This window comes from Allobosea lathyri, from assembly GCF_900108245.1.
Classification (GTDB): domain Bacteria; phylum Pseudomonadota; class Alphaproteobacteria; order Rhizobiales; family Beijerinckiaceae; genus Allobosea; species Allobosea lathyri.
In genome coordinates this window covers 38018-51709 of record NZ_FNUY01000007.1, presented here as the reverse complement: position 1 = coordinate 51709, position 13692 = coordinate 38018, and the positions used below count along the sequence as shown (strand labels likewise).

Annotated in this window: 15 protein-coding genes; 3 read left to right on the top strand and 12 right to left on the bottom strand. The window is 65.9% G+C overall.

The genetic code is table 11. The features are described 5' to 3' along the window. Positions 1-61: 61 nt before the first annotated feature. Positions 62-1003, bottom strand: coding sequence for a pyridoxamine 5'-phosphate oxidase family protein (locus tag C4S73_RS16770; RefSeq protein ID WP_103873675.1), 942 nt, complete (start codon positions 1001-1003; stop codon positions 62-64). Next, the gene (locus tag C4S73_RS16765) at positions 996-1631 is read right to left on the bottom strand and encodes a glutathione S-transferase (RefSeq protein WP_103873674.1); all 636 of its coding nucleotides are present in this window, start codon (positions 1629-1631) and stop codon (positions 996-998) included. Before C4S73_RS16765 ends, C4S73_RS16770 begins: the two co-directional genes overlap by 8 nt. A 100-nt stretch (positions 1632-1731) precedes the next feature. Here C4S73_RS16765 and C4S73_RS16760 point away from each other — a divergent pair, with 100 nt between their 5' ends. Continuing rightward, complete coding sequence (locus tag C4S73_RS16760; protein WP_103873673.1) at positions 1732-2631, top strand: LysR family transcriptional regulator; 900 nt, start codon at positions 1732-1734, stop codon at positions 2629-2631. Positions 2632-2649: 18 nt separating this feature from the next. On the opposite strand, the gene C4S73_RS16755 is transcribed toward C4S73_RS16760, so the two are convergent. The 3 genes from C4S73_RS16755 to C4S73_RS16745 all read right to left on the bottom strand — a co-directional run bounded on the left by C4S73_RS16755 (position 2650) and on the right by C4S73_RS16745 (position 5445). After that, positions 2650-3993: an ATP-binding protein gene (locus tag C4S73_RS16755; protein WP_244595657.1), complete on the bottom strand. Its 1344-nt coding sequence runs from the start codon at positions 3991-3993 to the stop codon at positions 2650-2652. Positions 3994-4103: 110 nt separating this feature from the next. Further along, entirely contained in the window at positions 4104-4832 is a 729-nt protein-coding gene (locus C4S73_RS16750) for a response regulator (protein WP_103873933.1), read from the bottom strand. Between the two features lie 112 nt (positions 4833-4944). Continuing rightward, positions 4945-5445 (bottom strand): MarR family winged helix-turn-helix transcriptional regulator, encoded by a 501-nt coding sequence (locus C4S73_RS16745; protein WP_103873672.1) that lies wholly within the window; start codon positions 5443-5445, stop codon positions 4945-4947. A 196-nt stretch (positions 5446-5641) separates the two neighbouring features. Between C4S73_RS16745 and C4S73_RS16740 the strand changes: the two genes are divergently transcribed. Then, positions 5642-6529 (top strand): branched-chain amino acid aminotransferase, encoded by an 888-nt coding sequence (locus C4S73_RS16740; protein WP_103873671.1) that lies wholly within the window; start codon positions 5642-5644, stop codon positions 6527-6529. A gap of 271 nt (positions 6530-6800) precedes the next feature. On the opposite strand, the gene C4S73_RS16735 is transcribed toward C4S73_RS16740, so the two are convergent. The 7 genes from C4S73_RS16735 to C4S73_RS16705 form a co-directional block, all read right to left on the bottom strand. Next, entirely contained in the window at positions 6801-7886 is a 1086-nt protein-coding gene (locus C4S73_RS16735; protein ID WP_103873670.1) for a DUF1176 domain-containing protein, read from the bottom strand. Beyond that, positions 7883-8347, bottom strand: a complete 465-nt coding sequence (locus C4S73_RS16730) for a molybdenum cofactor biosynthesis protein MoaE (RefSeq protein ID WP_103873932.1) — start codon at positions 8345-8347, stop codon at positions 7883-7885. Before C4S73_RS16730 ends, C4S73_RS16735 begins: the two co-directional genes overlap by 4 nt. Positions 8348-8536: 189 nt before the next feature. Beyond that, positions 8537-8788: a molybdopterin converting factor subunit 1 gene (moaD, locus tag C4S73_RS16725; RefSeq protein ID WP_103873931.1), complete on the bottom strand. Its 252-nt coding sequence runs from the start codon at positions 8786-8788 to the stop codon at positions 8537-8539. A gap of 38 nt (positions 8789-8826) precedes the next feature. Beyond that, positions 8827-9438 carry a CDP-diacylglycerol--glycerol-3-phosphate 3-phosphatidyltransferase gene (pgsA, locus tag C4S73_RS16720; protein WP_244595637.1) on the bottom strand — a complete coding sequence of 204 codons (612 nt, stop codon included), beginning with the start codon at positions 9436-9438 and terminating at the stop codon, positions 8827-8829. Between the two features lie 66 nt (positions 9439-9504). Further along, positions 9505-11739 (bottom strand): excinuclease ABC subunit UvrC, encoded by a 2235-nt coding sequence (gene uvrC / locus C4S73_RS16715; RefSeq protein ID WP_103873668.1) that lies wholly within the window; start codon positions 11737-11739, stop codon positions 9505-9507. A gap of 48 nt (positions 11740-11787) precedes the next feature. Continuing rightward, a complete protein-coding gene (locus C4S73_RS16710) occupies positions 11788-12207 on the bottom strand; it encodes a type II toxin-antitoxin system VapC family toxin (protein WP_103873667.1) in 420 nt (139 codons plus the stop codon). Further along, positions 12204-12443: a FitA-like ribbon-helix-helix domain-containing protein gene (locus tag C4S73_RS16705; RefSeq protein WP_103873666.1), complete on the bottom strand. Its 240-nt coding sequence runs from the start codon at positions 12441-12443 to the stop codon at positions 12204-12206. Before C4S73_RS16705 ends, C4S73_RS16710 begins: the two co-directional genes overlap by 4 nt. Positions 12444-12532: 89 nt before the next feature. Between C4S73_RS16705 and C4S73_RS16700 the strand changes: the two genes are divergently transcribed. Further along, positions 12533-13549: an NADP-dependent oxidoreductase gene (locus tag C4S73_RS16700; RefSeq protein WP_103873665.1), complete on the top strand. Its 1017-nt coding sequence runs from the start codon at positions 12533-12535 to the stop codon at positions 13547-13549. Positions 13550-13692 lie beyond the last annotated feature (143 nt).

Genomic DNA, 13692 nt, shown 5'->3' with positions numbered 1-13692 from the left:
TCCCGGGTCGACCTTCGCTGTCCCAGGATGACACCGTGGTTCTGAGCATAAGCGGCATGCGCTAACCCGCCGCCCGCAACCGAGCCTCATCCCACAGGCCCGTTTCCAGCGTGGTCGGCGCATAGTCTGGCGCCGACCAGCGCAGGGCCAGGGCATGCCGGTGGCGCCAGCCACGCGTGACACGAAAGCGCCAGAGCCGCTGCGCTCCTTCCAGCCGCGACAGTTCCGGACCGTCCCAGACGATCTCGGCGATGCCCTGCAATTGCAGCATCGTTCCGCCGGCGAAATCGACGAAGAGCAGGGCCGCGCGCGGCTCGCGAAGCAGATTTCCCAGCGTGTTGAAATAGTTGTTCCCGACAAAGTCCGGCACGGTGAGCACGTCGCCATCCACCCGCACGAAGCCCGGCCGGCCGCCGCGATGGGACATGTCGATCCCGCCTTCGGGATCGTCGACAGCCGCAGCTGCGCTGGCGATGAAAAGCGTATCGGCGCCTGCGATCAGCTCGCGGGCCTCCTCGTCCAGAGCCCTCAGCGGTTCGACCGAACTCGTGACAGCGGCGAGTTCCGGTTCCGGCGTACGGATCTGAATGTATTTCGCGCAATTGCCGAAGCTCTGCGTGACGGCGACTGCGAAGCCACCGTCGTTGCGCCCTATGATCCGGCCATTGGCACGGTTGCGCCGCCGCGTCTCGAACTCGATCCCCAGCAGGCCGACGGGCCGTCCCGCGCGGATAGCCTGCGCTGCCGGATCGTGGGGCGAGGGGAGCGCGTGGACCGACAACGTTGTCGGTGTCGGGCTGACGACGAACCCCTTTTCGCCGGTCAGGACAGTCGCAAGCGGCCAACCTTCGGCATCGGTCACGGCTGCGAACAGCCACGGCAATTGCGCGAAGAAGCTGCGATGCTGATCGGGCATGAGCGCGCGGATGCCGCCGCCGCGCGAGGCGACGCCTGCGCGCGCCTGCGCCTCCAGCTCGCCAGCATGAAAGGGCCCGTCACTCATGGTTCACGACCGGCTGCGGCCAGGGCGAGGGCGGGATCGGCTTGAAGAAGGGCAGCGCCTCGATGCGGGCGATCCACCTTTTTACCGCGGGATAGGGCGTGAGCGCGATGCCCCCTTCCGGTGCATGGGCGACATAGGAATAGCAGGCGAGATCGGCGAGCGTTGGATGGTCCGCCGCGAGGAAGTCGCGGCTGGCGAGATGATCGTTCATGAAGCCCAGCAACTGACGCGCGATCCGCGCGGCGCGGGCGATGTCATCCTTCAGGCCGAACTGGGCGATCAGGCGGGCATTGGCCGGGCCGTGCATGACTTCGCCGGCGGCGATCGAGAGCCAGCGCTGGACGTTTGCGGCCTCGACCGGCTCATCGGGCAGCCATGAACTGCCCGGCGCATAGCGCCTGACCAGATAGACCATGATCGCGTTGCTGTCGGCGAGGGTGACGTCGCCGTCCTCGATCACCGGAATCTGCTGCAGCGGATTGAGCCTGCGGAAGGCCTCGCTCCTGCGCACCTCGGCTGGGGCGGCCTCGTAACGATAGGGGAGCGCCAATGCCAGCAGCAGCAGCTCCACGCGATGGGCGTGGCCCGAGAGGGGCGTGCCGTGCAGGACGATCTGGGGCCGGGTCATGATACCTCTCCAATGAACTGGCGCCAGAATGATCGTTCCCTCGAGATCGCGAAATCTGCTATCTCAAAAACTCAGAATTCCATTGACTGGAACAATTGTCATGGACCGGCTGGACGAACTCGCCATCTTCGTCGCTATCGTCGATGCCGGCAGTCTGGCTGGCGCGGCGCGGCGGTTGCGCCGGTCGCGCCCTGCGGTGACGCGGGCGCTGGCGGCGCTCGAGGAGCGGGTCGGGACGCGCCTGATCGCCCGGACGACACGCCGGCTGACGCCGAGCGATGCCGGTCGCGAACTGGCCGGCACCGCCCGCCGCCTGCTCGCCGATTACGACGCCTCGATCGGCGGTGTCGCTGCTGCCCCCGTCAGCGGCCTGCTGCGCATCACCGCGCCGCTCTCCTTCGGGCGGCGGCATGCCACGCCTCTGGTGGCCGAGTTTCTCGATCGCTATCCGGATGTGCAGGTCGAACTCGTGCTGGCGGACCGCAATCTGGATCTGATCGAGGAGGATCTGCATCTGGCGATCCGGATCGGGCCGCTGGCGAGTTCGCGGCTGGTGGCGCGCAAGGTCGGCGAGGTCCGCCGTATCCTTGTTGCCGCGCCGTCCTATCTTGTCCGCCATCCGGCTCCACAACGACCCGCCGACATCGCCGGCCACGACACGATTGCAAGCGTGGCCGCCGAGCAGACATTGAGCTGGCGTTTCGGCGGACCGGGGCGTGGCGCGAGCGTCGTGCTGACGCCGCGCTTCATCGTCAACGAGGTGGAGGCGGTTCTGATCGCGGCGCGCGCCGGTCGCGGGCTGGCGCGGCCGATCTCCTATCAGGCGGCGGATGATCTTGCTTCGGGCGCGCTCGTGCGGCTGCTGCGGCAATATGAGCCGCCGCCCTTGCCGGTGCAGCTGGTGGTGCCGAGTGGGCGCCATCTCGCGCCCAAGGTCCGCGCCTTCCTCGACCACGCCATCGAGCGCCTGCCGAAACTGGCGCCGATCGGGGTGGAATGAGGCGTGGCCTTCGGCAGTTCAGACCGGCAACCTGACCGTCGCCCTCAAGCCGCCCAGCACCGAATCTGACAGGATGATGTCGCCGCCATGGGCGCGGGCGATGTCGCGCGCGATGGCGAGGCCCAGGCCGGTGCCGCCGCCATCGACATTGCGGGCCTCGTCCAGGCGGAAGAAGGGGCGGAAGACGTCTTCGCGCTGTTCAGGCGCGATGCCGGGGCCGTCATCGTCGACCATCACGATCAGGTAGCGCGCATCATGGGTGGCGCTGATGGCGATGCGGTCGCCGAAGCGGGCGGCGTTGGAGACGAGATTGGTCAGCAGGCGGCGGAAGGCGTCGGGCCTGATCACAACCAGCGGATCGCCATTGACCGTCAATTCGGTCTGGTGGCCCTGCCGCTCGGCATCGGATTTCAACTCTTCCAGCAAGGCGCGGATATCGGTCTCGACCGCGACTTCGCCGGCATCGCCGCGCGCGAAGGCGAGATAGTCCTCCAGCATGCGGCTCATCTCGTCGACATCCTTTTCGAGCGCGTCGATCTCGGATGAGCGTTCGAGGAGCGCGAGCGACAGCTTGAAACGGGTCAGGATGGTGCGCAGATCATGGCTGACGCCGTTCAGCATGGTCGTGCGCTCGCCGATCGAACGCTCGACGCGGCGCTTCATCTCGATGAAGGCGTTGCCGGCACGCCGGACCTCGCGCGCCCCGCGCGGGCGGAACTCGGCGTCGCGGCCCTTGCCGAAGGCCTCCGCCGCATCGGCGAGCTTGAGGATCGGCCGGATCTGATTGCGCAGGAACAGCACCGCGATGGTGAGCAGGATGAGCGACGTCCCGATCATCCAGAGCAGGAAGATATGGCTGTTGGAGGCATAGGCCTGGCTGCGCCGCGTCAGCACGCGCATCACGTTCTTGCCGAGCTTGATCCGGATCTCGATCAGGCTGGAGCGGCCGACGGTGTCGAGCCAGAACGGCCGCGCCACCTGCTGGCTCAATTCGGTCGAGAGCGCGCTGTCGAGCAGCGAGAAAAACGGGCGCGGGCCCGGCGCCGGCAGGTCGGAATCGGGGAGGATGTCGACATCCATGCCGAGCCGCTCCTGTGCGATGCGGGCGAGCACGCTGGCATCGGCATCCTGCGGATAGCTCTCATAGACATCGATCATCATGGCGATGTCGGCGGAAACGGCCGAGGACAGCCGCTGCGTCACCGTCTGCCAGTGCCGCTCCATGAAGACATAGGCGATGACCGATTGCAGCAGCACGACAGGCGCGATGACGATGACGAGCGCACGCGGATAAAGCCCCTTGGGCATGTAGCGCGCGATGGCATGCAAGGGGCGGCCAGCCCGCCGCAGCAGCGGCTTCAAGGAAGTGTTGGCCCGGCCGCACCACTGCGCGGCAGCCGAGCGCAGCCACGCGAATCCGGCACCGGCGGATTGCACCGCCGATGTCCTCCTCTTCTCGGGTTGAACCGGGGTCACGTTCGATCCGTCACCAGGCGGTAGCCGACGCCGCGCACCGTCTGCAGATAAAGCGGGTCGGCAGGATCACGCTCGATCTTGCGGCGCAGGCGGTTCATCTGCACATCGACCGTGCGGTCGTTCGCGGCCGAGCCCTGCGCAGCCAGTTCCTCGCGCGGAACGACCTCGCCGGCACGCTCGGCCAGCGCGGTCAGGATTTCGCGCTCTCGTTCGGTCAGGCGGATCGCCTCCTCGCCCTTGCGCAATTCGCCGCGCGAAAGACCGTAGAGGAACGGGCCGAAGCGGACGAAATCGGGCCGGGTCCCGGACTGGCCGGCATCGACGACGATGGTGCGCTTCAGGATGTTGCCGAGGCGCAGCAGCAATTCGCGTGGCTCGAAGGGCTTTGCGAGATAGTCGTCGACGCCGAGTTCAAGCCCGTTGATGCGGTCCTTGCCGTCGGCGCGCGCGGTCAGCATCAGGATGGGCGTGGTGGAGTCGATGCGGAAGCGGCGGGCGAAGTCGAAGCCGTTCTCGCCGGGCATCATGATGTCGAGCACGATGGCGTCGAAGACCAGATGCGCCAGCCTGGTATCGGCCTCCGCCGCATTGGCGGCCTTGGTGACGCGATAGCCGTTGTCGCCGAGGAAGCGCGCCAGCAGATCGCGCAGGCGCCGGTCATCGTCCACCACCAGGATATGGGGCGCTTCGTCGGGAAGCGGCTTTCGCGCCGGGCGCGCCGTCATATCTGCTGCGACCATATCCGTGCCTTCATCCTTCGCCGGAGCGCGCCCGGCGCGATCTCAGGAACAGGCCTTCAATAGCACAGGGCGGTTCCTCTGGGCCTCCCGCCAATGCTCATAGCGGCTTGGCGAGAAAGCCCTGTACCTTGTGGCGTTCGGAGGCATCGATCAACCCCGCGAGATAACGCGCGATGACCGGTGCCGACTCCGCGCCGACGCCGGCGAGCGCGGCGGTGATGCGTTTCGCCTGCAGCTGATCGAGGCGCAGCGACAGTTCCTGGCCCTTCACCGTGGCGTGGAGATGACGCTGGCGCTTGTCCTGCCGCCCGGTGCGCTGCTCGACATAGCCGGTTTCCACCAGTTCCTTCAGAACCCGGTTGAGGCTCTGCTTGGTGATCTGCAGGATATCCAGCAATTCGGCGATGGTCAGGCCCGGGCGGCGCTGGACGAAATGCAGCACGCGATGATGGGCGCGGCCGAAACCGTAATCGGCGAGGATGCGGTCGGGGTCGCCGACGAAATCGCGATAGGCGAAGAAGAAGAGCTCGATCAGGTCGTAGGGTACGCTGTCGGCCGGCTCCGGCTGCCGGGGCGCATCGATCGGTCGAACTTCCATCCCGGCCTCCGTCTGCTTCAGAATAATTTACGTCAGCATCATTGACATATCTCAGACGTAAGATTACCGGTCAAGGGCGATTGACGACGGAATATGTCGCACTCGCCTGCCGCAGCGCAGTTTTCGACCCACGCTTGCACTCCTCGCCCGGCCATGGCCGTGTGCCCGGAGCAGAAAGACGTCCAGGAGAAACACCATGTCAGTCATTCCTTTCGACCAGCGCGACGGCGTCATCTGGTTCGACGGCAAGCTCGTGCCGTGGAAGGACGCCAAGGTGCACGTACTGACCCATGGCCTGCATTACGGCTCCTGCGTGTTCGAGGGCGAGCGCTCCTATGACGGCGTCATCTACAAGGGCACCGAGCATTCGCAGCGTTTCCACAAATCCGCTGAGATCATGGATTTCACGATCCCCTATTCGGTCGCCGAGCTCGATGCCGCCAAGCAGCTTTGCCTGAAGGAGAACGGGCTGAAGGACGCCTATATCCGTCCGGTCGCCTGGCGCGGTTCGGAGATGATGGCGGTGTCGGGCATCAACAACACCATCCATACCGCGATCGCGGTCTGGGAGTGGCCGAGCATGTTCGACATGGCGCAGAAGCTGAAGGGCATCCGCTTGGATGTCGCCGCCTATCGCCGGCCCGATCCGGCCTGCGCGCCTGTCCACGCCAAGGCGGCGGGGCTCTACATGATCTGCTCGCTGTCGAAGCATAAGGCCGAGCGCGCCGGCTATGCCGACGCGATGATGCTGGATTGGGAAGGCAATGTCGCCGAATGCACCGGCGCCAACATCTTCTTCATCAAGGACGGTGTGATCCACACGCCGCAGGCCGACCGCTTCCTGAACGGCCTGACGCGCCAGTCTGTGATCGAGCAGTGCAAACAGCGCGGCTTCGAGGTGATCGAGCGCCGCATCCGCCCCGAGGAATTGGAAACCTTCAACGAGTGCTTCATCACCGGCTCAGCCGCCGAGGTGACGCTTGTCTCCGAGATCGGACCCTATTCCTTCATCACCGGCAATATGGGCAAGGTGATCATGGAAGACTATTCCGCTGCGGTGAAGCCGCAGTCGAAGGCGGCCTGAACGTCGGGCCGCTATCTCCGCCGTCATGCTCGCCCTCGTGGCGAGCATCCACGTTTTGCACACCGTGACGGGGGGCTAGCGCGTGCGGGTTTCCCGCGGAAACACTGGGTCATCCCGGGCTTGACCCGGGATCCATTCCGGAGCGCTAGCGATCATCGTTCAGGCATGGATCCCGGCTCTGCGCTTCGCTTCGGCCGGGATGACCCGCGTTTTCTGCGGAAACGCAGCAGGCTGCTAGACGGCTTTTCGATCGCATCGGCATCCGGCCGGGCTACTTCACCACCTTCACCTCGCTGCGAAACAGCGTGATCCAGTCGTCGCTGGCGATGCCCCTGCATTCGTCCATGGCCTGGAAGGCCGTCAGCACGAAGCCCGTCTCCGTCCACGCATAATTGCCGCTGGCGCCGCAATCGCCGATGCCGCGCCCTTTGCTGAAGAAGCCGACCTGTCCGGTCGCCGGATCGAAATGCGCGTTCACCAGCACATTGTCGGGCTTGCCATCGATCTGCGGGAACTGGGCCTTACGCGCCTTGGCCACGTCGCTGCCCTGCAAGATCCAGAAGGCGGTCGACAGGTTATAGGCGCCGCGCGAGCAGAGCAGCCCGACGAGCCGCTCCCCGCCCGCCAGCGGCCAGGCGCCTTCGGCGTCGGGCAGATCGTCGGGCGCGTCCTCGCACATATCAGGATCGAGGCGCTTCAGCTGCTTGCGCAGCGCGACCGTCAGCGCCTTTGCAGCCTTCGGCGGGAGGGCAGGCTCGGCTGATCCCTTCGCCGTGATGACGGGCAGGGCTGGGACTGCGGGGACGTTCGTGTTCGCGCCCCTGCGGATCAAGGCTGAGGTCGTATTGAGCCGGCCCTGTTGCTCGTCGATCCAGAGCATGGCGGCGACGGAGCCCGCGAGTGAGACGTCATAGCTTTTGCCGGCGAGCGCAATGCTCAGCTTCGTCGCCTTGCGCGCGGCTGCGATCAGCGCCTCGGTCTCGTCGGGCGAGAGCGCGATCGTCGCGATTTCCTGATCGACCACAGTCGCCGCGAGGCGCTTTCCAGCCGCGGGAAAGGGCGCGCCATCGATCGCAAGATCGGCCGTGAGCGGAGCCTTCAGTTTCTCCGCCCTGATCTTCAGCGACAGGCTGGTTGTGCCGGTCGGCCCGCCCGGGCGTTCCAATTTCAGGAAGGCGATCTGTTCCGCCGCCTCGCCGGGTAGGGAAAGCGCGGCACAGCCCTTGAGATTGTCGCAGCCGGCAATCCAGTCGCGAAAGGTCTTGCTGGCCGGAGCGGCCGTGGCGAATCCGGACAGGCTCAGCGAGAGCGCCGGGGCCAGGGCCGCCTCGAACAAGCGCAGCGTCATGCGTTTCATTCGGATCCGTCCCAGCGCGATGCCGCCGCATCGTCCTCGGCCTTGGCCTCGACCCAGCCGCCGACCGATCCGTCGACGAGATGCTCGCGCTTCCAGAACGGCGCGCGGGTCTTGAGGTAGTCCATCAGGAATTCGGCGGCCTCGAAAGCGGCGCGGCGATGCGCTGAGGCGGCGGCGACCAGCACGATCTGCTCGCCCGGCCTGATCAGGCCATGGCGGTGGATCGCGACCAGCCCTTGCAGCGGCCAGCGCGCGATGGCTTCTTCCGCGACGCGGCTAATCTCGGCCTCGGCCATGCCTGGGTAGTGTTCGAGCTCCAGCGCCGCCAGCGTGCCGCCTTCGTCGCGGCAGAGGCCGGAGAAGCTGACGACCGCGCCGATATCGCGGCGGCCGGCCGTCAGGGCCGCGAGCTCCGCGTTGAGATCGAAATCCTCGCGCTGGATGCGGATGACGGGGGTCATCGAGCGGCTCCGAAACAGCATGACCTGCGCCGGGAACACGCCGTCATCCTGGACAAGCGGCGAAGCCGCGCAGCTCCGGGATCCATCGGAGGGCGCCATGGTCTTGAAATAACCTAGCCCTCCGATGGATCCCGGGACGACCTGCGGTCGCCCAGGATGACGTTGTGTTTCCAGAGCTAGCCAAAAAGATCAGCCGCCGGTCATTGGCGGGAAGAACGCGATCTCGCTCGCGCCGGCCAGCGGCGTATCGGGTTTGACATGGGCATGGTCGATCGCGGCGCGCACGATCGTCTCATTGGCGAAAGCCGCTTCATAGCCCTCGCCGCGCGTCTTCAGCCAGCGCACGAGGTCGAGGATCGTGAGCGTTCCGGCTGGCGGCGAGACAGTTTCCTGCGCCAGGCCGACGCGCTCGCGCACCCAGGCGAAATAGACCAGCTTGATCGCTCGTGTCGCAACAAATGGCTCGACAACAGTCTCGGTCATGGTGCGCGCTCGTCCTCCGCGACGAGATGGCGGACGCCTGCGTTGAAATAGTCCCAGCCGGTATAGATGGTCAGGGCGGCGGCAACCCACAACATCACGATGCCGATCAGGGTGTTCGCGGGCAGCACCTTGTCGCCAGCCGGCCCGGCGACGAGGAAGCCGAGCGCCAGCAGCTGCGCCGTCGTCTTCCACTTCGCGACCTTGCTGACGGGCACGCTGACCTTCAGCTCGGCGAGGAATTCGCGCAGGCCGGAGACCAGGATCTCGCGGCAGAGGATGACGATCGCCGCCCAGATCGCCCAGCCCTTGATCGTCTCGGTGTGGACGAGCATCAGCAGCAGCGCGCAGACCAGCAGCTTGTCGGCGATGGGGTCGAGCATGCGGCCGATCGCCGATTGCTGGCTCCAGGCCCGCGCGATCCAGCCGTCGAGATAGTCGGTGACGGCCGCGGCGACATAGACCGCAAGCGCGATCCAGCGCACCCAATCGTCCTTGGGCCAGAAAAGCAGGCCTACAAGGGCCGGAATCGCGAGGATCCGACCGTAGGTAAGCAGGTTTGGCAGCGACCAGGGGCCACGCCGCCTTATGGCGTCTGGAAGAATCGTCACGGTCAACACCAAAGCAGTGCGGTTGTGACAGCGTCAACACGCAAGGACGCGAGGTCGCGATTACGTTCAAGCATCATGAAAGAATTCATGCACGGCCTTGGCGGTGGCGGCGTTGACGCCCGGCGTCCGCATGAGGTCGTCGAGCTTGGCGCGCTTGATTGCTTTCACGGTGCCAAAATGCAGCAGGAGAGCCCGTTTGCGCGAGGGGCCGATGCCGGGAATCTCGTCGAGCGGGTTCGTCATGGTGTCGCGCTTGCGCTTGGCCCGATGCGTGCCGATGGCGAAGCGGTGCGCCTCGTCGCGCAGGCGCTGGATGAAATACAGCGCCGGATCGCGCGGCGGCAGCTTGAACGGCTCTCTGCCGACCATGTGGAAGGTCTCGCGCATTGCATTGCGATCCTCGCCCTTGGCGATGGCGACAAGGGGAACATCGCCGCCGCCGAGCTCGGCCATGATTTTCCGGGCGGCCTCGAACTGACCCTTGCCGCCATCGACGATGACGAGATCGGGGCGCGAGGGGAAGGCTGCGTCGTCTTCATTGGAATCCGCGGACCGCTCGACGCTGGCCCTCCCCCCGCTTGCGGTGGGGAGGGTTGGGTGGGGGGCAGTGCCGCTCGGCGCTTCGTCGGAGGAAGAGGCGAGCCCTGCTTTCCCGCCCCCCATCCCTAACCCTTCCCCACCGCAAGCGGGGGGAAGGGGATCTGTCGAGGCTCCGTCACCCTCTGGAGCATCCTGCGAGACGGCAGCTTGCGCGGCCTCCTCAGGATGAGGGCTTGCAGGGGCGGCGCCGCCTGCCTCCTTCGCCAGCCGCGCGAACCGCCTTTGCAGCACTTCGCGCATCATGCCGAAATCGTCGCCGGCGATGGTGTCGGCGGAGATGTTGAAGGTGCGGTAATGGCTCTTCATGAAGCCGTCCTTGCCGGCGACGATCATGCCCCCGACCGCGTTGGTGCCCATGATGTGCGAGTTGTCGTAGACCTCGACGCGGCGCGGGGCCTTGGCCAGGCCGAACGCGGCGCCCAGTGCCGCCAGCAGCGATTGCTGGCCGGCATTATCGGCCAGCTTGCGGGAGAGCGCCTCGCGGGCGTTCTTGCGGGCGTGTTCGACGAGGTCGACCCGCTCGCCGCGCTTGGGATTGGCGACCTCGACCTTGCGGCCGGCGCGGGCCGAGAGCGCCTGGGCGATCAGCTCGATTTCCTCGACGGGGTGAGAAAGCAGGACGAGGCGCGGCGGCGGCTTGTCGTCGTAGAACTGGGTGACGACGGAGGCCAGCACCTCCGCCGGGGTCAGGCTCTTGTCGGCGCGCGGAAACAGCGCCCGGTTGCCCCAGTTCTGGTGGTTGCGGAAGAAGAAGATCTCGACGCAGAACTGCCCGGCCTGCTCGTCGATGGCGAAGACATCGGCTTCCTCGACGCCCTGCGTATTGATGTCCTGCCCGGCCTGTACGGCAGACAGCGCCGCCAGCCGGTCGCGGTAGCGCGCCGCCTTCTCGAATTCGAGCTCCTCGGCCGCCTCCTGCATGCGAGTCGAGAGCGTCTGCTTCACGGTCGAGGAGCGACCCGAGAGGAAGTCACGTGCCTGAGAGGCCAGCGCTTGATAGTCGGGAATGCTGATCTCGCCCGTGCAGGGGCCGGAGCAGCGTTTGATCTGGAAGAGCAGGCAGGGCCGCGTCCGGTTCTCGTAGAAGGAATCCGTGCAGGAACGGAGCAGGAAGGCCTTCTGCAGCGCGTCGATGGTGCGCGTCACGGCCCAGACCGAGGCGAAGGGCCCGAAATAATCGCCCTTGCGCTGGCGCGAGCCGCGATGCTTGGCGATCTGCGGCGCCTCATGGTCGCCGCTGAGCAGGATGTAGGGGAACGATTTGTCGTCGCGCAGCAGCACGTTGTAGCGCGGGCGCAGCTGCTTGATCAGGTTGGATTCGAGCAGCAGCGCTTCGGTTTCGGTGCCGGTGGTGACGAATTCCATATTCGCCGTCTCGGCGATCATGCGCGCGACGGCATTGGTGTGGGCCATGCCGCGGGCATAGGCGGTGACCCGGTTCTTCAGGCTCTTGGCCTTGCCGACATAAAGCACTTCGCCCGCGCGATCGAACATGCGGTAGACGCCGGGCTTGTTGGGCAGGTGCTTCGCGAAGCCGGCGATGACCTCGATGCCATGTTTCAGCGCGCCGGGCGCGGTTTCGAGCTCGGCCGCAGGGGCGGGGAGAGGAAGGCTGTCCTCCTCATCCTCGATCTCGTCATCGGGCAGGTCGGGCTGGCCCGAGGGGTCCTGGGGTCCGGTGTGTTGGCGTTCGCGACTCATGGCACGCATGTAGGATGCGCGAAGCGTTTCGTCATGTCAGCAGCCGCTTCATATCGCCCATGGATTGATCACGGGCACACCCGCCGCCTCGAACGGACCCGTATCGCGCGTCGCCACGGTCAGGCGATGGCTGGCTGCGATCGCGGCGATGTAGCCGTCGACCGTGGCTATCGCCTTGCCCTGCGTCCGCGCTTTGGACAGCAACGCCGCATAGGCGCCGGCAGCAGCGCCATCGAAAGCCAGGATCCGTCCCTCGAACAGCGGCAGGACGTCCTGATCGAACCGGGTCTGCAATTGGCTCCGGCGCCGGCCGTCCGGAAGGGTGGCGATGCCGAACAGAAGCTCTGCGAGGCCGATCGCAGGCAGATAGAGCGTCTCGATGGCTTGTGCGTCGAGCCAGCGCAGCACTGACGGGTCGGGGTTTGCTTTCAGCGGTTCGGATACGACATTTGTGTCGAGCAGGATCATTCGAAATCGATCGGCTTCGAGACGAATCTGTCGCGCTCGATCTCAAGATCGATGCCGCCGCTTTCCCTGCCGATTCCAGCGAGCAGCGTACCGAGCCGGACACGCTGCTCCGGCTTCACCGCAGCGTCGAGAATCTGGCGAATTTCCGCTTCCGTGCTTCGGCCGTGACGCGCTGCGCGCAGTCGAAGTGCGCGGTGCGTTTCCTCCGAGATTTGCCGGACGGTGACTGAGGGCATGTCTGGCGTCCTCGCGACGGAGTAGGATTGATATCAATATATCATCAATGATATCATGTCGGCAAGACATCAGCGAGGAACGCAAGCTCATGACAGAAGCGACCAACAGCCGGATCGTCCTTGCCTCGCGGCCCAAGGGCCGCCCCAGCCCGAGCGATTTCAGACTGGAGCAGGCGCCCGTTCCGACGCCAGGCGAGGGCGAGGTTCTGCTGAAAATCCGTTACCTCTCGCTCGACCCCTATATGCGGGGCCGGATGAGCGCCGCGAAATCCTATTCGGCGCCTGTCGAGATCGGGCAGGTGATGGAGGGCGGCACCGTCGCCGAGGTTCTGGAGAGCCGTCATGCCGGCTTCAAGCCGGGCGATATCGTGCTGTCCCATTCCGGTTGGCAGTCCCATGCGCTGGCCAACGGGAAGCAGCTGCGCAAGCTCGATCCTGCCACCGCGCCGGTCACCACGGCGCTGGGCGTGCTCGGCATGCCCGGCTTCACGGCCTATTCCGGCCTGCTGACGATCGGCCAGCCCAAGCCGGGCGAGACGGTCGTGGTCGCGGCGGCGAGCGGGCCTGTCGGCTCGGCGGTTGGCCAGATCGCGCGGATCAAGGGTGCGCGTGCCGTGGGCATCGCCGGCGGCCCCGAGAAATGCGCCTTCGTGCGCGAGACCTTCGGTTTCGATGCGGTGATCGATCACCGGGCCCCCGATCTGGCGGAGCAGCTGGCGGCGGCCTGCCCGGATGGAATCGACGTCTATTTCGAAAATGTCGGCGGCAAGGTCTGGGATGCGGTGTTCCCGCTGCTCAATACCTTCGCGCGGATTCCGGTCTGCGGCCTTGTGGCGCAATACAACAATGAAGGCGAGTTCGAAGGACCTGACCGGCTGCCTGTCGTCATGCGCCAGGTACTCTCAAAGAGCCTGACGATTCGCGGCTTCATCCAGCGCGAATTCATCGCCCAGCGACCGGCCTTCGAGCAGGAGATGCCGCGCTGGATCGCGGAAGGCGCGCTGAAATACAAGGAAGACATCGTCGAGGGGCTGGAGCGGGCACCCGAGGCCTTCATCGGCCTGCTCGAAGGCCGGAACTTCGGAAAATTGATCGTGAAGGTCTGAGCCGGACAGGCCGCGCAAGGCCTTTTCGCTTGACCTGCCGGGCCCGGATTGACCAAGTCCGGGTAACCTTGATCCTCCCCGCCGTCATCCTGGGCGACCGAAGGGAGACCTGGGAGCCATCGTAGAGCGTTCGCCCTATGATG

Coding starts and splice junctions, on each gene's coding strand:
- C4S73_RS16735 (WP_103873670.1), bottom strand. CDS start 7,886: ATGAAACGCATGACGCTGCGCTTGTTCGAGGCGGCCCTGGCCCCGGCG.
- uvrC (WP_103873668.1), bottom strand. CDS start 11,739: ATGAGTCGCGAACGCCAACACACCGGACCCCAGGACCCCTCGGGCCAG.
- C4S73_RS16740 (WP_103873671.1), top strand. CDS start 5,642: ATGTCAGTCATTCCTTTCGACCAGCGCGACGGCGTCATCTGGTTCGAC.
- C4S73_RS16765 (WP_103873674.1), bottom strand. CDS start 1,631: ATGACCCGGCCCCAGATCGTCCTGCACGGCACGCCCCTCTCGGGCCAC.
- C4S73_RS16700 (WP_103873665.1), top strand. CDS start 12,533: ATGACAGAAGCGACCAACAGCCGGATCGTCCTTGCCTCGCGGCCCAAG.
- C4S73_RS16770 (WP_103873675.1), bottom strand. CDS start 1,003: ATGAGTGACGGGCCCTTTCATGCTGGCGAGCTGGAGGCGCAGGCGCGC.
- C4S73_RS16750 (WP_103873933.1), bottom strand. CDS start 4,832: ATGACGGCGCGCCCGGCGCGAAAGCCGCTTCCCGACGAAGCGCCCCAT.
- C4S73_RS16705 (WP_103873666.1), bottom strand. CDS start 12,443: ATGCCCTCAGTCACCGTCCGGCAAATCTCGGAGGAAACGCACCGCGCA.
- C4S73_RS16710 (WP_103873667.1), bottom strand. CDS start 12,207: ATGATCCTGCTCGACACAAATGTCGTATCCGAACCGCTGAAAGCAAAC.
- C4S73_RS16760 (WP_103873673.1), top strand. CDS start 1,732: ATGGACCGGCTGGACGAACTCGCCATCTTCGTCGCTATCGTCGATGCC.
- C4S73_RS16745 (WP_103873672.1), bottom strand. CDS start 5,445: ATGGAAGTTCGACCGATCGATGCGCCCCGGCAGCCGGAGCCGGCCGAC.
- C4S73_RS16730 (WP_103873932.1), bottom strand. CDS start 8,347: ATGACCCCCGTCATCCGCATCCAGCGCGAGGATTTCGATCTCAACGCG.